Below are 18,552 nucleotides of genomic sequence, written 5' to 3' on the forward strand. Positions count from 1 at the left end.
CCATCCTACTGTAACTCCATAGCCTTCATCCGGCCTGCTCTGTAGGCATCACTCTATGACGTTTTCTATATAGGTGAGAAATACATTTCCGGCACTCTCAAACAGCGCTGTACTGTCATTCATTCCATACGGGCTGATCTGCCCTGTTGCCGGATCATAAAGATAGGTATTATATTCATCATAGCCTACGATCACCACACTGGAATTTTCTCCTGTCTTGGCGATCACCGGTCTCTGGGCACTGACCTCATAAAGAACATTGTCAAGAGTGCAGCCGGTCAGATCGATCACCGTTCCCATATCACCAAGGCTATCCTGAAGTTCTTTTTTCTTCCAATTGGCTGTACGTATACTTTCCGGTACATCCTCTATATTCATCTGGAGCTTTGTTTTTTTGTTTCCACGTTCCCAGACATACTGCTGCGCACGGTTAAGTACCACTCCAGTCTGCGCATCCGCGCGTTTCACAGCTGCAGCCGGATCGGTATAGATACGGTCAAGAGAACCATATGCATAAACATAATAAAGTTCTCCCTGCGGAACTGTGGTATCCAATGTTACCGATGAGTCTTCAGTACTCTCGATCTTGGAACAAACAAGCAACGGACTGTCTGTCTCCGGTTTCTGAGTCATGGTCAGGCGGATCAGCGTTCCTGCACGGTTTGTAGTGATCAATGCTACATCTATCTGGCTTCCGGATGCTTTTTTGTTATTCATGATATTATCCTTTTTCTGGACTGTATAAGCATTCCCCGATTTTGCAGAAAGTTCAAACTCCATCATGGTACTGCCAACCGTTACGTTGGTGATATAAAGGCCGTCCTGACGATACTCTTTTTTCACTTTTCCTTTAAAGCTTTCAATGCGGAATGTGCTGATTCCCTCTGTTTCATGTCCGTTGGCATCAGTAAGAATGTCCTCATCGGAAAGGATCCCATATACCAGATCTTCATTCATAAATCCCAGAACTCTCAGATTTTTTCCGCTTTCCGGCGAAATATCTCTTGTTTTCAGAGAATCAAATTCAATTTCCCGGATCTTCCCTGAATCATCTCCGGATTCGATCAGCCATGCTGCATGTGCCTTGGTATCTGACACAACAAAATGGTTCTGTTTGATCCCTTCTTCAAGAACCTGTGAGGTTCCTGTCTCAATATCTACCTGATACAGCTTCTGTGCAAACAGCAGAAACAGCTGATTGTTTTTGTTTACATAAGTGAGTGTTCCAAGATCTTCCTTCAGGAACTCGTAGGATTCTGTACTTGGTATGAATACTTTTTCTTCCACCACATTGCGGTCGCTATTGTAGTGATAAACACAGACACCGCTGTATCCCTCGTGAACACCACGGTTCATGTAACCGTACAATACAAAGTCCACATCCCCGTTATCTGCCACTCGGATGATCTTGATATCATGTTCGTTGCGCACATATCTGGAATCGTTATCTTCCTCTTTGCGGAAGCTGAAGATCCTTGTGATCTTTCCGCTGGACGGTGCATAAGACCAGAGATCCCCATCCTGCTCAAAAGCAACGATCTTTCCACTGCTGTCTGAAGCGTAGGTGACATTCTTGTCACGGACACCCAGAAGCAGGCCTGCATCAGAAACTACCTTCTGAGATGGATCAAATACCTTCGTTGCAGAACGTTTGAAATCCAGCAGCATGATCCTTGTTTCTGTATAACGCATACGATAAAATTCCGTAACATCATAAATTTCGGTTTTCCCCTCATCATCCTGTGCGGAAACCTGATAATCCAGCGTGATACTTGCAGTCGTTTCATTGATATCATCGATCAGCGGAACTCCTTCCATATAGAGCTTCGGAGAAAGGGATCCCCAGCTGATATTGGAAAGTCCGGAATTGATGGAAATATTATTGTAATTCGTTCCGCCGGAAGTATCCTCCGCTTCCAGATATCCGGTCAGCGTATCTGCCTGTTCCTTGTCCAGACACTTTGTGGAAAAATCCCTGACAAACTGAAGATACGCTTCTGTATTCAACTGGGTTCTGGAAACCACTCTTGTGTAGTAGTAAACTTCCCCCGCACTGGTATCCAGCGTAATCTGCATGGAATACTCCTGGTTCATGCGAAGGTCACTGCCGATCTCAATCTCTGTACTTAAACAGCCGTTGTCCTCTTTCGTGAGATTCTTGATCTTACGGTTCTCCATAACCTTACTTCCGTCTGAAGTCCGTACCTCATAAGCAAGCCCTGTTACTGTATCAGCATATGGGTTGATCTCAAAAGACACTTTTTTGGTAGTATCCAACGGAGTAATACTTCCCCTCATGAAATCGGTCTGCATCTGCTGTCTGTATCCATACATCTTATTTGCCTGGGTACTTCCGATCTTTACCATAACCTCCGGAAGTGTGGCATCGTTCATATCGGAGCGGTTATCTGTAGACTGGCTGTTCATCAGAAACGAGGTCCCGGCTACTACTGCCACAAAGATCACCAGCAGTATCGCTCCCTTACGTAGGATCTTCATCATGTCATTCTCCCTTCTGTGAGGCTGACTCTTCCGGATAAAGAAGCCTGTCCAGGGTAGGAGCCACATGAAGAGCCTTCATGGTATCCGAAAAACTGTCCCTGCTCTTTTTCTTTCCGGTTTTTACTGCGCGGATCAGAATATTTTTTGGTGTATGTTCCATATCGATAAATTCAAGGAGCTGAGTTTCATATCCTTTGCTTTCCAGAAGCTCGGCACGAAGACCATCTGTGATCAGAGCTGCCATTCTTTCCTTCAGGATTCCATAACGCATAACAGGCTGAAGCATTTCGTTTCGGATCTGACGGTTCAGTTCATGCTGACAGCACGGGACAGACAGGATCACCTGAGCCCCCCATTCCACTGCCTTGGCCAAAGCAAAATCTGTTGCTGTATCGCAGGCATGAAGTGTCACCACCATGTCCACAGAAGAAACTCCTTCATACCCTGCAATATCTCCCTGGTAAAAATGCAGCTTGTCATAACCATAAGATCTGGCCAATTCACTGCAATGCCGTATCACATCTTCCTTAAGATCCAGCCCTATGATGTTTACATCAAAACCTTCCAGTTCTCTGAGATAATAATACATAGCAAAAGTAAGATAGGATTTCCCGCAGCCAAAATCCAGAATCGTGATTTCTCTGTCTTTAGGAAGCTTCGGAAGGATATCCCTGATAAACTCCAGAAAGCGGTTGATCTGTCTGAACTTATCATATCTGGAAGCAACGATCTTCCCATCCTTTGTCATAACTCCCAGATCCACCAGGAACGGAGCTGCCGTTCCCTCTCTGAGAATGTACTGTTTCACCCGGTTATGAGGAGCGATCTTTATCTTCTCATTCTGTGCAGGCCCGTGTTGTTTTGTTTTGATGGTTGCTTTCCCTTTCTTGCTGATAAGGATACTTCCATCCTGACTGCGTCCGGTTGCCTGAAGCTGACGAAATTCCTCCATGGCATACTCCAGATAAGCGATCATCTCTTCCCTGGTAAAATTCTTATGATAAACCTTCGTCCCTTCTGTCATGGACGCCTGGTAAAAAATCTGACCCTTCAGCTCCACAGGACGAAGCTTCACCTTGGAAGGTCCCTCGCCAGTCCTGCGGCCACTGACAACAGCCTGTATCAGCTGTTCATTAATCTGTTCTTCTAAAAATTCCCTTATTGTTTTCATCATACTTCCATTATATTCACTTTTTGTTTTATTGTATATGGACAGATGTTGTGCGAACCAGTTTTGGTCGCTTCTGCCAGTATCACTGTATCGTTCATGGGTAAACCGCCATTTTAATACTCAGTGCGGAAACATTTTCTGCACCTTCTCCTCCTGCATCTTCGTCTGGAAATCTCCTGATACACCAGTACTTCGATCAGATCATCCAGGAACCCTCCTGGGATCTCCTGTACACTGGTATCTCCTTCCATCTGTCCTTTCACCTGGTGACAGATGTGATAGAGCATGAAACGATCCGGATATTCATCATACAGCCGGCTTCCCTCATAATCCAAAAGCTGACACTGTGCTTCCGCTTTTTCCTGGATCCTTCGGGCTGTATCCGGATAGTATGATCTCATCAGATCAAATTCCTTTTCCTGTTCTCTCTCTTCATTATAAAAACCAGGACTTCCCTGTGTAGCATAAAACGGATAAAAATCTGGATAGATCATAACTCTTCTGCTGTCCTCTCTCTGCTATCTCTTACAGTATATGCAGAAGAAAAATGACGGTTCCCTCCAAAGTTCCGATCAGGCCATCCGTTTCAGCATTCCCTGGGTCAGACGTACGCTGTGCTCAATTGCAAGCTTTTCAAAAGCCGGATAATCCATGTTTGCACTATTATCTGCTTTATCTGAGATAGCACGGATGATCAGGAATGGAATCCCGTTAAGAGCTGCTGCCTGTCCGATCGCTGCGCCCTCCATCTCAACAGCATAGGCGCTGAATTCCTTTACAATATTATCTTTTACACCCTGATCACATACAAACTGATCTCCGGAAGCAATTCTTCCTTCAAAAACCCTGATCTCCGGATTTACTTTCTCGCATACATCATGTGCGATCTTACGAAGGCACTCATCTGCCTGGAAGGAAAACTCTTTCATCTGCGGGATCTGTCCCTTCGGATATCCGAATCCGGTTGCATCCATATCATGATGAAGAACATCTGTGGAAAGTACGATATCTCCAATATTGATATCATTGTTAAGGCTTCCTGCGATACCGGTATTGATCACCGCTTCCACCTGAAAGAGATCTGCCAGGATCTGGGTGCACATGCCGGCATTTACCTTACCAATCCCGGACTGTACCACAACTACCTTCTTTCCTTCCAGAACACCCTCATAAAAATCCATTCCGGCTCTGGTAGTAATGGATACATTCTCCATAACCTCTTTCAGTCTCGCTACTTCCTGTTCCATTGCTCCTATGATTCCAACACATTTCATGATCTGTAAATCCTCTCTTTCAATATGATATCCCGCTGAATTTCACATTTTTTTCCGTTCAGCAGTATCTTTTTCTTTTTCTACATTGTTCATTATAACAAATTTTATTTTTTATGGAAACTTTTTTTGAGAGATGCTATAATCGATAAATAAACAGAACAGGAGGTAACCAGAATGGTTTATAAGACAAAAGGCGTCTGTGCTCAGGGAATTGAGTTCGAGATCGACGATAATAAAAAAGTTCACAATATCAAGTTTACAGGCGGATGTTCCGGAAACACACAGGGTGTTGCACAGCTTGCAGAGGGAATGGATGCAAATGAAGTGATCTCCCGTCTGGAAGGCATCCGCTGCGGATTCAAACCAACTTCATGTCCGGATCAGCTTGCAAAAGCCATCCGCCAGGCATTGAACGAAGGCTGATCTCACATAATCTTATTTTGTATATCTGATATATCATCACCCTGCGAAAAATTTCCGCAGGGTGATTTTATAGCAATCCTCTAAAATAATGCATCTTAATCCAGCCCATCAGAGTGTGAAATCCTGTGTCAGATATCTTTCTTGTCTTTCGCACTCTGCTGAACTGTCTTAATTGCATTATTTACGAGGATTGCTATAGGATAATCTGACAAAATAACTGTCTCAACGTTATTTAGTTAAATGTCTGTTCTATCCCACTTGTCGCACAGTGACTGGATATCTCTTGCAAAACGATCCAGATCTTTATTGGGGCAGCCTTCATTCTTCCGGATCACGGACATCAGGCGACGTCCCATAGCCAACAGCTTCTCATATGCACGGGCAGCCTTGGTTGTTTTCGGCGAAGCAGTTGCCTTTACGATCCGAACACCGGCAGCCTCATGGATACACCGGTTCTCCAGAAGATCATATTCTGTTCCACTAAAGGGTGCCGTTGCATCATACCCAAGCTCTTCTTTAAGCCTCTGGGCAAAAATCTCCGTCACCGTATCATCACCATGCGTAACAAATACGTGTTTTGGTCTCGTCTCAAAGGCTTTTGCCCATTCTATAAGTCCGTTTACATCAGCATGACCGCTGATTCCCGGCATTTTGCATATTTCAGCAGCCACCTGCACAGTCTCACCAAACAGCTTCATCTCCACAGCACCTTCCAGCAATGCCCGTCCCGGAGTTCCGATAGCCTGGTATCCAACAAAAAGAATGGTATTTCTGGGATTCCACAGATTGTGTTTCAGATGATGTTTGATACGACCAGCATCACACATACCGCTGGCGGAAATGATCACCTTGCAGTCCTCATCAAAATTGATAGCTCTGGAATCATCGGTAGTAACGGAGGTCTTCAATCCCTGGAAGGATAACGGATTGATACCTTTATTCAAAAGATCCATTGCTTCCTCATCATAGCAGGTATATGCATTCTCACTGAAGATCGTAGTTGCCTCATTGGCAAGGGGACTGTCTACATATACCGTAAAACCATCATGGCCGTGAACCAGTCCCTGTTCTTTGATCTGTCGGATAAAATACAACATTTCCTGAGTACGGCCTACTGCAAAGGACGGGATCACCAGACTGCCGCCTCTGTCAAAGGTCCTCTGGATGATCTCTGCCAGTATTGCCGGATAATCCGGACGTTCTCCATGACTGCGGTCTCCGTAGGTAGATTCCATCACAACATAATCTGCCTCCCGGATATATACCGGATCCCTGATCAGCGGCTGATCGATATTTCCGATATCGCCGGAAAAAACGATCTTTTCTGTTTTGTCCTCTTCCGTCATCCAGATTTCAATACTGCTGGAGCCAAGAAGATGTCCTGCATCCACAAATCTTACTTCGATTCCCTCTGCCGGTTTGATGATCTTATCATATGGGCATCTGACGAAGTTCCGGAGCACACCCATGGCATCTTCCATAGTGTATGCAGGAATAAATTCCGGTTTTCCTTCTCTCCGCCCCTTTCGGTTTCTCCACTCAGCCTCGAACATCTGGATATGTGCGCTGTCACGAAGCATGATATCGCAGAGATTGCAGGTCGCCTCTGTCGCATAGATCGGCCCCTGATAGCCTTTTGCATACAAGGCCGGAAGATTTCCGGAATGATCCATGTGTGCATGTGTCAGAAGCACAAAATCCAGATCACCCGGAGCCACCGGAAGCTCCTTATTTTCATAATAATCCGGTCCCTGCTCCATTCCATAATCCACCAGGAACTTCCGTCCTGCCGCTTCCAGATAATAACAGCTTCCGGTCACCTCATGCGTAGCACCAATAAATGTTATCTTCATGCACAAGCCCCCTTTTCCGTCCCACGTTCTGAAATTTCCATATCAAAAAAAGCTTGAAGGATCTCTCTGTGATATCCGATCATCCAAAAGCGCTGTGATATACAATTTCAAAAAGAAATAATCGATTTTCTGTTTATTAACGGTTTATTATTGTATTTATTATACACGAAATATATGTTTTTTGACAGTCTTTTTGTGAAATATGTTTCTTTTTTTAAGGGGATTTTTTTAGATTTTTTGATATTATTCAGAATTTTTAGACATTCCCCAGCGAAGGTAATGTAAAGTTTACTGGATTTTTTATTTTTTTGGGGGTGTGGCATCGCTGGGGGTGTGTTATTTTGTTGATTTATTATTTTACAAGAATACCATTGGTTAGAGTCCTTGTTGCCTCCTTGCTACCATCTTTCGCTGCATGATAGCCTCGTACACGGTAGTAAGAACCCTTTGGAACAATAACTGTAATATCTCTAACTAAATTACTTGCCTTTGATGCAGTAAAACTCCAGCTTTTATATGTAGAATATGTTCCATTTACTTTTCTTTCCAAGTAAACATCAAGATAAACTTTATCACATACATGATGACACTGAGTAATTCCCGTAATAATAACTTTATTACTTGCTAATTTCTTTATGGTTGTCGTTCCAAAATTTAAATTATTACCACGTAAAACACTATACGTTGTATCTTCAGCGTAATCCGCATCTGTATCTGTTTCCACTGAAAAATCATCTGATAAACTTTCTGCCATCGCAGGAACTGCAAATAACACACTGCAGCAACATACTAAAAGCAACATACTTATTATTTTTTTCATTTTCTCTTTCATGTAATGTCTTTCCTCCTTTAAACTTTCATTACAATATATATACGATTTTAAAGACATTTAATCGCGCTAAAACTTGATGTTTTTTACTAATTTTATAAATTCACTTTGCTGCATCTTACCACTTATCTGATAAAATACTGAATCTTTCTCCCAATATGCCGCATAATTTTCCTTCTTGTCATTTTTATCTTGTATTTTCTTTATAGTGATATTGATATTTTCATTTTTCATCTTTACCGTTGCAATTTCTTTTCCGTCCAGAATATACGCCCCGCTTTTACGCTCATCCGAATAATCATTAATATATAACGTAACAATTTCCTGCCCATAATAATATTCCATTATTGCATATCCTGATTTAACATTAACGTTGTAACTTCTAAACTCAAAATTTTCAGGACGATACAATATCAGCGGTATGTCTAAATCCAGTTCTTCTTCAATATCATCTATCGCCGTCTGCTCATCTTCACATTCTTTCTCATTCGTTCTATCATTATCTACCACAATCTTCGTATCATCCCCAACCCAATACCTCACAGAATCAATAAAATAACTCCTGTTCGCCTGGCTGGTCATGCTTGCGGCGAAGATACTGGCTGAGCATACAAGTACTGCTGCCGCAATGCGAGCTGCTTTATGACTTTTCTTTTCGGGCAGATAAACGATTTTTACATTCTCTTTATGATCATCAGTTTTAATACTGTCAGTTTCGTCTTCTTTGTAAACACCATCTGCTTTCAGTCTTTCTACAAGTCTCTGATAAGCAGCCTTTGCCTCCTCTTCTGTTTCTCCATCATCAGGAATCACTCCATCTGGAAACAGGATTTTTTCCATCTCTTCGGTTTCTTTTTCATATTCTTCTGCCAACCATTTTTTCAGTTCAGCATCCCTGAAATTTTCCATTATTTTTCTCCTGTAATCCTATCTTTCCTTGACAATTCCTCCGTTAGAGTTCATATTTAATGATAGTATATGACTATTCAGGAGGAATCCAAATGAAACACATCGTACTTACCGGCGGTGGTACTGCCGGACATGTAACTCCAAATATTGCCCTGATTCCAAAGCTCAGGGAGCTTGGTTATAAGATTTCCTACATCGGTTCCTACGAAGGAATCGAAAAAAAACTGATCGAAGAACTTGGAATCCCATATTATGGAATCTCATCCGGAAAGCTGAGACGTTACTTCGATCTCAAAAACTTCTCTGACCCGTTTCGTGTACTGAAGGGATTCAGCCAGGCCAGAAAGATTCTGAAAGAGCTGAAACCGGACGTTGTTTTTTCTAAAGGCGGTTTCGTTACGGTTCCCGTTGTGATTGCGGCCAAACGTTTAAAAATCCCCGCACTGATCCACGAGTCCGACATGACTCCAGGTCTTGCCAATAAACTCTGTCTCTCTTCTGCATCCAGAATCTGTTGTAATTTTCCTGAGACAGTCGCCAATCTTCCTGCTGACAAAGCAGTTCTTACAGGAACTCCGATCCGCCAGGAACTTCTTTCCGGAAATGCGGAAAACGGTCATAAATTCTGTGGTTTCACTGCTGACAAGCCGGTACTTATGGTCATCGGTGGAAGTCTGGGAGCTGCTTCTGTCAATGATAATGTCCGCAAGATCCTCCCTGAACTTCTGAAGGAATTCCAGGTTGTCCATCTCTGCGGAAAGGGAAAAACCGATGAATCTCTCAACGGTACTGCCGGATACGTCCAGTATGAATATATCCAGGACGAGCTTCCGGATCTGTTTGCCATGGCTGATATTGTGATCTCCCGCGCAGGCGCTAACGCGATCTGTGAGATCCGCGAACTTCATAAGCCAAATCTTCTGATCCCGCTTTCTGCCAAAGCCAGTCGTGGTGACCAGATCCTTAACGCTCGATCCTTCGAACGCCAGGGCTTCAGTAAAGTGCTGGAAGAAGAGGAGATCACAGAAGAAAAGCTTCTGGAAACCATCCGCCAGCTCTATACCGATCGTCAGAAATATACAGATGCCATGGCAGGAAACGGCCAGGTAGATTCCATCAGTAAGATCACTGATCTTATTGAAGAATGCGCCGGAGCCTGACTATATTTCCACAACAGCCATATGAAAACTCTGCCACTCCCTTCCGGGCTGGCAGGGTTTTCTTTTATTCGTATACTTTGCGAAATTCTTCCTGCAGCCAGCGCTTCGCTTTATATATCCTGTTATTGACACCACTTTTCGTCAGACCATATTCTTCTGCAACTGTTTCAACGGAAATCTCCAGATATTTGACCTGAATTAAGATCTCATAATTCATCGGCTGTTCCTTTCGAAATCTTCTCAGCACCATATACATAAATTCTTTCTTCTCTTTACGCAGAAATACCTCTTCCGCATCGACCGAATTCTGTTCTTCCAGAAAAGCCGCAACTTCTTCCTGACAGACAAACTCATGCTTGGAGCTTGATTTCTTTATATAATCCAAAGCCTTATTCATAGATGCCGTCTTGATCAGAGAAAACATCATCTTTTCATTATCAATATTCAGGCCATCCTTTATCGTATACATTTTGTAAAGTACATCCTGACTGACATCATCAGCAGCACTCCAGTCATGGAGAACCCCATACGCATACCCTCTGGATATTTTTCGGTATTTAAGATAAAACTCTTCAAATGTCTGATTGTTCATTTTTCCTCTTTAGTGGCTATTTGTCATTCTTTAATTTTCTTTAAGATTTCATCTCTCACCTCATCGCTGAGTTCTCCGGGTTTCCAGGTTAAACCAACACCATCTCCCTCATATCTCGGAATCAGATGCATGTGAAAATGAAACACAGTCTGTCCTGCGATCTCTCCATTGTTCTGCACAACATTAAATCCATCACAGTTCAGTGCATCTCTCAGCTTTCCTGCCATTTTTTTAGCCAGGATCATTGCTTTTCCGGCAGTCTCATCCGGAAGTTCATAAATATTCGCTGCATGCTTTTTCGGCAGGATCAATGAGTGTCCTTTGCTTGCCGGTCCCAGATCCAGAATCACGCGAAATTCCTCATCCTCATAAAGTGTTGCTGATGGAATCTCTCCATTTGCGATTTTACAAAATATGCAGTCTCCCATTATTTTGTCCTCCTTGTTTGCAAAATTATTTTATCTATATTCTTATTTTGTCGTATTTTCTCGAATTTTTCAATACTGTTCTTGTTGATATTTGAAATTTCTGATGTTAATATTTTTCCGAGGTGATAATATGTGCAACGATACTACAGTCAGTAAATTGAAAAACGATTTTCATTATACACTTTCAAAATTTTCACATGAACTCCGGAATCCTCTGACTCTCATTAACAGCGGACTCCAGATGATCGCATCTGCACATCCTGAGGTCAAAGAATATGAGCACTGGGATGATGTTATGGATAATCTTGATTATGTAAAAGAACTTCTTGATGAACTTTCTGCATTTAATAATGCAGACCATGTCAAAAGAGAAAACATTGACACCTGCTGCTATCTCCGAACGATTCTTTCCTCCATAAAACCTACTCTGGATTATCTGGAGATCACGCTCGAAACAGATATTCCGGATTCATTGCCATCAATAGCTCTTGACCGGATCCGTGTCCGGCAGATGCTTCTGAATCTTCTGAAAAACGCATGGGAAGCCGTTCCCATTCCCGGAGGAAAGATTTCTTTTTCTGTCATTCCGGAAAATTCCGGCATTCGCATTGATATCCGGGATAACGGATGTGGAATCTCAAAGGAACAGCAGGCTGCGATATTTCAGCCATTTTTCACAACCAAAGAATCCGGGACCGGCCTTGGCCTTGCTGTTTCAAAACAGATCGCTCAGGCACACAGTGGAGACATCACGCTTGAGAGTACTCCCGGTCAGGGAACTGTTTTCCATATTTTTCTGGGATGATAAAGAATTACAGCGATCAGGAAACCACTCAACAAACCGCCTATATGCGCTACGTTATCCACGCCTTCACTTGCAAATCCGAAATACAGAGAAAATGCGGCCATGATCAACATCTGCCTGACAGTCAGATCCGCCACTCTTCCTCTGTGCCGTATGATCACATAGATCATACCGCCCATGACTGCAAAAACAGCTCCGGAAGCTCCTGCAGATAAAGAAGTGTTTCCTGCATACATATCAAAAAACAAAGAGAGCATATTTCCGCCCAGACCACCAAATATATAGATCAGAAAAAATTTTATCTTTCCTGTTACCGGTTCCAGTCTCTGGCCAAGCACAAACAGAACCAGCATATTATTGATCAGATGCGGCGCACCAAAATGCAGAAACATACTGCTAAACATCCGATACCACTGTCCCTGTCCCAGGATCAACGGTGCATAAGCAGCACCGCATTCCAACATATGCTGCCCGTTCTCCGAGCCGCCGGTAAATTCCACCACAAGAAAGATCAGCGTATTTATGAGGATCAGTAAAACTGTCACAGGTTCTTTTTTTATTTCTTCCAATTCCGGCCTCTTTTCCACAGCGGTTCCGGAAATATTTCCCATAACTCGCTGTTATAATCTGAAAATTTGAATTCATTTCATTATTTTAACAGATTTTCATCAGGCGGACAACCTGCGGTCCTATATTAATACGATACAAAACCGGACTTTTCGCTCTGTTATTTCAAAAAAATATAACGGGCCTGTGCAAAATCAACTTCATCCTCATCCTCCAACAAATAATCTTCTCCTGTTTTCAGAAGCTGTCCATTTACAGAAGTCCCATTTCTGGAGTTCAGATCTGCCAGATAATATGCCCCCTCCCTTTTTCGGATCTTGGCATGGATCCTGCTGACAGTTGGTATATTGATCACTGCATCCGCCGCAGTTTCCAGTTTTCCGATCACTGTGATATCTTTTTCCAAATAAATGGTAGCCAATTCCCCCGGTTCCCGGCTCACTAATGTAGCAGGACCTTTGGATGCACCTGCCGAAAGAACTACTGTTTCACCAAATCCATCTGAAAAATCCTCCGCTTTTGTCGGAATGTTTTTTTTGATCTTTTCCAGTTCTTTTCTGCTGCCACCGGCATTGCTCCCTGACAGCGTACCAGATTCTTTCTGATCTTCTGAATATACAGCTGTCTCTTTTTCCGCCGCACCATATTTCTGCTCAGGCACCGGCGTATCCGGTTTTTTCTTTTTTCCACAGACTTTTTTGATCAGAATATAGCTCAGCATCCCCAGTATCATTGCTGCAAGAATTCCCAGAAGAAAAATCTCTTTGCTTATTCTTGGAATGTATCCGCCGGCCATTCCTGCCGTAATTCCCAGAAGAAGCACCAATGCTGCACCAAATCCAGCCACTGGCTTCCATATTTTGTTTGTTTTCCGCTTCTGTGAGTCCGCTGAAGCTTTTTTCTGTTTTTCATTTCCGGACACACTGGCTCTTTCCCAGTTTTCCATCTGCCACAGATTATCTTCTTTTTCCTCCTCTGTCATCCTGTCTTCTTCCTGGACCACCGTTTTCTTCTTTTCATATGGAGAAAAATCTTCCTCGTCGCTGTTACATATTTTATATAACTCTTCCTTGATGTATTCCAGATGAAAGCTGTCCTCCAGTGCACGTCTGTATACACTGTATCCCAGCATGACCGCTTTTCCGTCTTCATGATCCAGCTTTGGAAGGATATACTCCGCAAGACTCTGAAACTGTTTCTGTACCTCCCCATGAAATCCCGGCATATAACAAAAACGGACACTTTTTCTTTCCGCATCCAGATAAATATATTCCGGTTCCAGGATCAGCTGACAGGGATTCAAAAGATACTCGGACATTTCTTCCATGATCTGTATAAAGCCTCCCAATATCATCTGAAGCGACTCCAGATCCATCTTTTTTTCCTCAAAAAGCGCCGTCATGGAATGCCTGGAAGTTATATCATAATACACCATGAATTTTCCGTCGATTCCCTGTATCCTGCATTGAAGAAGATCCGGCACAGCATTGGCCACGATCATTCTTACCTGGTAAGAATCTGTATCGATTCTCTCATCTCCTGTCAGGATCAGATAATTATGATTCATATCTCTTTTATATTCCGTTCTCATTTTATGGCGTCACCTCTCCCAGCATATCCACAGTTCCTTTTACCTTGCGGATCCATCCCACAGGCCGCAGAGGCTTTGCCTTACCACTGACTTCCAGCTTCCATTTCTGCCCCAGGAACCCGGCAGGTACTTCCAGTCTGTAAGTTACTTTCACAGTTTTTCCTGCATTTGTCTGCATGCTCAGATTCTCTCCTCCCGGCAGCCCGATATCTCCCAGCATTCTACCCTGTATATCCGCCTTTTCATATATGTTCCCTTTCTTTTTATATCCTTCCATACTGCCGCTGACTGCTGCCTCATAAGCTGCCGCAGTAAGATATGCTCTGTCATGTACAAAAAAATCCAGATACAGCACTCCGATCAGTATCATAAGCACCAGAGGCATGAGCAATGCAGCTTCTATTGTAAAGCTCCCCTTTTTTATTTTTCTCACAAAAATATCCCTCCAAAATATCCGATCAGCAGAAACGGTACAAAAGGAATTTCCTCACTTCGACTCTTTTTTAGCATAAGATACTCAATACCTGAGTAGATTCCGCACAACAATAATGCCCCACAGAGGATCCCTGCCAGTTCTCCGGCTCCCAGCACAGAGCCCATTGTCAGTATCAACAATCCGTCTCCAAATCCGACCATTCCTCCACTGATCAAAGCGATCAAAATTATAAATACTCCGATTCCCATGGAAATAATCCCTGCCGGCCAGAGAAGCCCCTGCCTGATCCGCCACAGGATCCCGCCTGCCAGAAATATAAAAAGCACCGGTAAACAGATTTCTTTTTTTCGGATATCTGTCCAGGTATTAATTACAAGAAGTACAGTCATGCAAATTTTTACACTGCTCATGATCTCTCCCTTCAGCCACATCGTCCGCAGGCACTCATTTCACCGGAAACCTCGGTTTCTTTCACCATCCGTACAGATCGTTTCAATGCGCTGCAGCTTTCCCTGTTATGAAAACGGTTACTCTTTTTTGTGATATATACCACTCCGGCCGGTTCCTGCCCACGACTGCACAGCTCACAGGCTTGATACTTTTCTCCATATGCATTTTTTAAAGCTTTAACCGAAGAGCCTGATATCTGCTGAACAGACAGATTCAGATAACTGCACCCCAGTTTTCTGTGATACACACTTCCTGATTCTGTCACATACACCATAGGCTGGCTCTCCACTGTATCATTTCCATTTTCGTATATCACACCATTCCACGTATGAACCTTTACCGTATTGTGGAACCATATTTTAGGAAGCGGGATCAGACCGCCTATGGGTTGATAGGAATATACGTCCGGCAATGTGATCGTTTCTGTACCTGAGCCGCCGGTACCATACGCATACATACCTGCTTCTTTTGCTTTCTGGCACAAGCCGGTCAGATGCTCCGTCTGTACTTTATAAATATCCATAAAAGAAAGCAGCGTGAGCACTCCGAAAAAAAACAGCGGCAAAGCCATCGCAGTCTCCAGGGTGAGACTTGCTTTTTTCAGAAAGGTGCACAGGGATACTTTTCCAGGAAGCGTTTTCCGGCTTATCGGGGAAAGCAGGAAAAAAGCTCTTCGAGAGCGCCTTTCTCTTTTTTGATCCAGTCTGTTTATCTGATTTTTATCTTCTTTTTCTTCCTGAAAAAGCATCCCTGTGCACCTCTCTTTCTATTCATACGCATACTGACGCGAAACTGTAAATATTTTCCGCCGGTTTGCTTTTACATCTGCAGACGCTTCCAGGGCAGTGATGCAGTGGTCCATCTGAAAACCCGGTCTTTTTCCCTTTTCACGTACAGAGCACTCGATCATATCCATTCCTCTCAGAACTTTATCCTGTTTTCCTTTCGCCATAAGCAGAACCTGAAGATAATCCTCATAAGACATTCCATTCCCTGCATCCTTTCTTGAAGAATCCAGTTTGTCCAGGATATTGGGCAGATTACTCAAAGACAGCTGCCAGTCTGAGGAGTTTTTTATAAGAGGCACATGCCCTCCTGCGAAAAGTTCCCGGACATCCAGAATACTCTCCGCAAATGCCCAGCAAAAGATCAGTGCCGCTTCGATCACTGCTGCCGCCGGCGGGATCAGAAAACCCGATGCAATAGCCAGCGCCAGTGTTTCGACCTGTATCCGTTTTCCACCATCTGAAAGCAGGTACGCCATGTTAACCCCCTGACGGATAACCAGAAGTTTTCCTGCCACGGACTTCAGATTTTCCCGGTCACTGTTCTTCCCTCCAAGAATATATTCCACCTGATAATTTAAGCCTGCCGCTGCCGGTCTTCGATAATTTCCCAGTTTCTTTAGCAGATACTGTCCAAACAATATTCCGGACGTATACGAATTATCGGATCGTATATCCGTATCCAACATTAGTCCTGTCTGGAGCTTTCTTCCGGATGTAAGGCTTTTTCTGTCTGTAACCGCATCCGATATTCCCCGTTCGGATGGTACTACCAGATCAATAAGTCCCATTTTACGGACTCTTCTGATGATTGGAATAGGATTTTCTACGCTTTCATCAACACCGCCGGTAAAATCATCCCCATTTCCTGCATCCGAAAAATCTCCCTGATTTTTTTGTTGCTCCTGTTCTTTTTTTGCTTCTTCGCTTTTCTGTGCGGCATCCGTAATTGCAGAATCATAGGAATCCAATGTTCCTTTATTTTCTGCCTGTTCTCCTTTTTTCTCTGCATCCTCTGTCTTCTTTTCCTGATCTTTCAGTTTTCCGAGAAGAGTCTGTACCCCCTGGCTTCCCAGAGTTTCACGCATATACTGAACAGCCTGCTGGTAAAAAACCTCGCCTTTTCCATCGCTCAGAAGCTGATAACCATTGAATCCGCCCTGGAGAAGCTCCAGTTTCTGACTGTTCTGTTTCAATACAGGTTTCATATAAGTCTGAAAATCATCATATACAGAAGCCATATCCAGTTCTTCTTTTCCACCTGCATACAGTGCAAACAGCTCATAATCTTCCAGAAGCGTTCGGTCATACTGTCCAAACAGGGAATATAAGCCAATATCCATACTGTTAAGTATCTGTGTCCTGGCAGCTGCCATGCGTACAGATTCAATGCTGGCACACACAAGAGAAAGAACCAGGCTCAAGATCAGAGCCAGAAAGATCGTAATGCTGCCTTTTTTCACATTTCCTGCCAAGGGGTACCTCTCCTTTCCAAAACGAAAATATCAGCAGATATCACCGTTTTTTCTTATTTTCAGATCGTATTGCTTTGTTTTGTGATTTTTGTAAGGATTTTTTTCACAAGTGCTGTAAGCTGTTCCTTAAAGATGATGACCAGACTGATCAGAACCACCAGAATCAGGATGATCTCCACAACACCCACCGCATCCTCTTCCATCGCAAATTCTTTTACATACTTCCACATATTTTCATTTGTCACCTCACATTTCCTTTCTCTGTTCTCCAGTCCTACCCTCCGTAAAAGGAAAGGCATGCCGGAAGCATGATCACCGCCATCACCACCAGGAGCATCAAGACCATCGGAAGAAGCAGTTTTGTTGCTGCTGTATCTCCCAGCACTCTTGCTTTTCTTTTTCGCTCCTCCCAGGCTTCCACGGATTCCTTTTCCAGCAGATCGGCCAGATACCTGCTTCCTTTCTGGAGGTTCTGGATCAGTAGTGTTGACAGAGTTTTATACTTTACCTGTCCGCACCGTTCTCCAAATCTCCGGTAAGCCTCTGCTTCGGAAATCCCACTGTCCATCTCATAACAGGCTACTCGGATTTCTTCGTAAGCCTCACGTTTTTTACCATCTTCTCTCTTTCCGTAATCCAGTGCTATTTTCTGGAACGCTTTTCTGGCAGTTAAGCCTGCCTGCACCAGAAGGGTAAATTTCATGATCAGTCCTGGATAATCCATCAGCATCTGTTCTCTTCTTTTTATCTGAGCATTCTGTTCTTCCCGTTTTTTTGCAATGACAGCTGCTGCCGCTGCTGCCAGACCAAGAGCTGAAAGCAGGTTTCCTGTTTTGTCTTTTGGCTGCTCCCATTCAAGATGTTTTCCATTCCATTCATCTGGAAGATAATAGTACTGCGGATCGTTTTTTTTCTGATTATATTGTACGATCATGTCCTGCAGCTCTTTCTCGCGCTGCTGTTCTTCGCTAAGTTCTGTTTCCGGTTCTTCTTCGGATCCTTCTGTTTCTTTTTCCGGCACCTGCACATACAGGGAACCGGCTTCTTCTCCGTCTACAGATACTTTGAATTTCTCTTCATAAGCACCTGTCTCCTCTTTTTCCATACGGTATCCGGATGAATAAACCTTATCTCCGCCACTTTGAAATGTCAGGAGCATACCGATGATATTTCCGGTAAGCGCTATCCGTATAAACAGTTTCTTTTCTTCCGGATTTCCGGCTTCCGGAGGCAGCCGCCCCATTTTTCCTGCCAGAAACACCCCAAGGATCACCATAAATATCAAAATATGTATCCACATTA

Annotated in this window: 20 protein-coding genes; 3 read left to right on the plus strand and 17 right to left on the minus strand. The window is 43.5% G+C overall.

Going from position 1 to position 18,552, the window contains the following annotated elements:
• Nucleotides 1–48: 48 nt before the first annotated feature.
• The 4 genes from DWW77_RS00190 to DWW77_RS00205 form a co-directional block, all read right to left on the minus strand.
• Complete coding sequence (locus DWW77_RS00190) at nt 49–2,502, minus strand: hypothetical protein (protein WP_118607832.1); 2,454 nt, start codon at nt 2,500–2,502, stop codon at nt 49–51.
• Nucleotide 2,503: 1 nt separating this feature from the next.
• Nucleotides 2,504–3,676 carry a class I SAM-dependent methyltransferase gene (locus DWW77_RS00195; protein WP_330605275.1) on the minus strand — a complete coding sequence of 391 codons (1,173 nt, stop codon included), beginning with the start codon at nt 3,674–3,676 and terminating at the stop codon, nt 2,504–2,506.
• Between the two features lie 110 nt (nt 3,677–3,786).
• Nucleotides 3,787–4,167, minus strand: coding sequence for a hypothetical protein (locus DWW77_RS00200; protein WP_021652849.1), 381 nt, complete (start codon nt 4,165–4,167; stop codon nt 3,787–3,789).
• Nucleotides 4,168–4,245: 78 nt separating this feature from the next.
• A complete protein-coding gene (locus DWW77_RS00205) occupies nt 4,246–4,947 on the minus strand; it encodes a 5'-methylthioadenosine/adenosylhomocysteine nucleosidase (RefSeq protein ID WP_118607834.1) in 702 nt (233 codons plus the stop codon).
• Between the two features lie 174 nt (nt 4,948–5,121).
• Here DWW77_RS00205 and DWW77_RS00210 point away from each other — a divergent pair, with 174 nt between their 5' ends.
• Nucleotides 5,122–5,370, plus strand: a complete 249-nt coding sequence (locus DWW77_RS00210) for a TIGR03905 family TSCPD domain-containing protein (protein WP_110102758.1) — start codon at nt 5,122–5,124, stop codon at nt 5,368–5,370.
• A gap of 236 nt (nt 5,371–5,606) precedes the next feature.
• On the opposite strand, the gene DWW77_RS00215 is transcribed toward DWW77_RS00210, so the two are convergent.
• The 3 genes from DWW77_RS00215 to DWW77_RS00225 all read right to left on the minus strand — a co-directional run bounded on the left by DWW77_RS00215 (nt 5,607) and on the right by DWW77_RS00225 (nt 8,961).
• Nucleotides 5,607–7,223, minus strand: a complete 1,617-nt coding sequence (locus DWW77_RS00215) for an MBL fold metallo-hydrolase RNA specificity domain-containing protein (RefSeq protein WP_118607835.1) — start codon at nt 7,221–7,223, stop codon at nt 5,607–5,609.
• A gap of 352 nt (nt 7,224–7,575) precedes the next feature.
• Complete coding sequence (locus DWW77_RS00220) at nt 7,576–8,055, minus strand: DUF6147 family protein (RefSeq protein ID WP_118607836.1); 480 nt, start codon at nt 8,053–8,055, stop codon at nt 7,576–7,578.
• Nucleotides 8,056–8,121: 66 nt separating this feature from the next.
• Complete coding sequence (locus DWW77_RS00225) at nt 8,122–8,961, minus strand: DUF4367 domain-containing protein (protein WP_118607837.1); 840 nt, start codon at nt 8,959–8,961, stop codon at nt 8,122–8,124.
• A gap of 92 nt (nt 8,962–9,053) precedes the next feature.
• Between DWW77_RS00225 and murG the strand changes: the two genes are divergently transcribed.
• Entirely contained in the window at nt 9,054–10,121 is a 1,068-nt protein-coding gene (gene murG / locus DWW77_RS00230) for an undecaprenyldiphospho-muramoylpentapeptide beta-N-acetylglucosaminyltransferase (RefSeq protein ID WP_118607838.1), read from the plus strand.
• A gap of 64 nt (nt 10,122–10,185) precedes the next feature.
• Here the strand turns inward: murG and DWW77_RS00235 are convergent, their stop codons facing one another.
• A complete protein-coding gene (locus DWW77_RS00235; protein ID WP_118607839.1) occupies nt 10,186–10,713 on the minus strand; it encodes an RNA polymerase sigma factor in 528 nt (175 codons plus the stop codon).
• A 23-nt stretch (nt 10,714–10,736) separates the two neighbouring features.
• Nucleotides 10,737–11,141, minus strand: a complete 405-nt coding sequence (locus DWW77_RS00240) for an HIT family protein (RefSeq protein ID WP_015525628.1) — start codon at nt 11,139–11,141, stop codon at nt 10,737–10,739.
• A gap of 130 nt (nt 11,142–11,271) precedes the next feature.
• Between DWW77_RS00240 and DWW77_RS00245 the strand changes: the two genes are divergently transcribed.
• The gene (locus DWW77_RS00245; RefSeq protein WP_118607840.1) at nt 11,272–11,946 is read left to right on the plus strand and encodes a sensor histidine kinase; all 675 of its coding nucleotides are present in this window, start codon (nt 11,272–11,274) and stop codon (nt 11,944–11,946) included.
• On the opposite strand, the gene DWW77_RS00250 is transcribed toward DWW77_RS00245, so the two are convergent.
• The 8 genes from DWW77_RS00250 to DWW77_RS00285 all read right to left on the minus strand — a co-directional run bounded on the left by DWW77_RS00250 (nt 11,913) and on the right by DWW77_RS00285 (nt 18,550).
• Nucleotides 11,913–12,515 carry a rhomboid family intramembrane serine protease gene (locus DWW77_RS00250; protein ID WP_118514030.1) on the minus strand — a complete coding sequence of 201 codons (603 nt, stop codon included), beginning with the start codon at nt 12,513–12,515 and terminating at the stop codon, nt 11,913–11,915. The genes DWW77_RS00245 and DWW77_RS00250 overlap by 34 nt on opposite strands.
• 158 nt (nt 12,516–12,673) lie before the next feature.
• Nucleotides 12,674–14,104 (minus strand): DUF6382 domain-containing protein, encoded by a 1,431-nt coding sequence (locus tag DWW77_RS00255; protein WP_118607841.1) that lies wholly within the window; start codon nt 14,102–14,104, stop codon nt 12,674–12,676.
• 1 nt (nt 14,105) lies between these two features.
• Nucleotides 14,106–14,537: a TadE family protein gene (locus DWW77_RS00260; RefSeq protein ID WP_021652838.1), complete on the minus strand. Its 432-nt coding sequence runs from the start codon at nt 14,535–14,537 to the stop codon at nt 14,106–14,108.
• The gene (locus tag DWW77_RS00265; RefSeq protein ID WP_129975497.1) at nt 14,534–14,950 is read right to left on the minus strand and encodes a prepilin peptidase; all 417 of its coding nucleotides are present in this window, start codon (nt 14,948–14,950) and stop codon (nt 14,534–14,536) included. The genes DWW77_RS00260 and DWW77_RS00265 overlap by 4 nt, the downstream gene beginning before the upstream one ends.
• Nucleotides 14,951–14,961: 11 nt before the next feature.
• Nucleotides 14,962–15,738, minus strand: a complete 777-nt coding sequence (locus DWW77_RS00270; protein ID WP_118607842.1) for a hypothetical protein — start codon at nt 15,736–15,738, stop codon at nt 14,962–14,964.
• Between the two features lie 18 nt (nt 15,739–15,756).
• The gene (locus tag DWW77_RS00275) at nt 15,757–17,250 is read right to left on the minus strand and encodes a DUF5702 domain-containing protein (RefSeq protein ID WP_286187969.1); all 1,494 of its coding nucleotides are present in this window, start codon (nt 17,248–17,250) and stop codon (nt 15,757–15,759) included.
• Between the two features lie 59 nt (nt 17,251–17,309).
• A complete protein-coding gene (locus DWW77_RS00280; protein ID WP_330364196.1) occupies nt 17,310–17,495 on the minus strand; it encodes a Flp1 family type IVb pilin in 186 nt (61 codons plus the stop codon).
• Nucleotides 17,496–17,524: 29 nt separating this feature from the next.
• Entirely contained in the window at nt 17,525–18,550 is a 1,026-nt protein-coding gene (locus tag DWW77_RS00285; protein WP_021652833.1) for a type II secretion system F family protein, read from the minus strand.
• Nucleotides 18,551–18,552: the final 2 nt, after the last annotated feature.

The sequence above is a fragment of the Ruminococcus sp. AF17-12 genome, from assembly GCF_003479245.1.
Taxonomy (GTDB): Bacteria; Bacillota; Clostridia; order Lachnospirales; family Lachnospiraceae; genus Blautia_A; species Blautia_A fusiformis.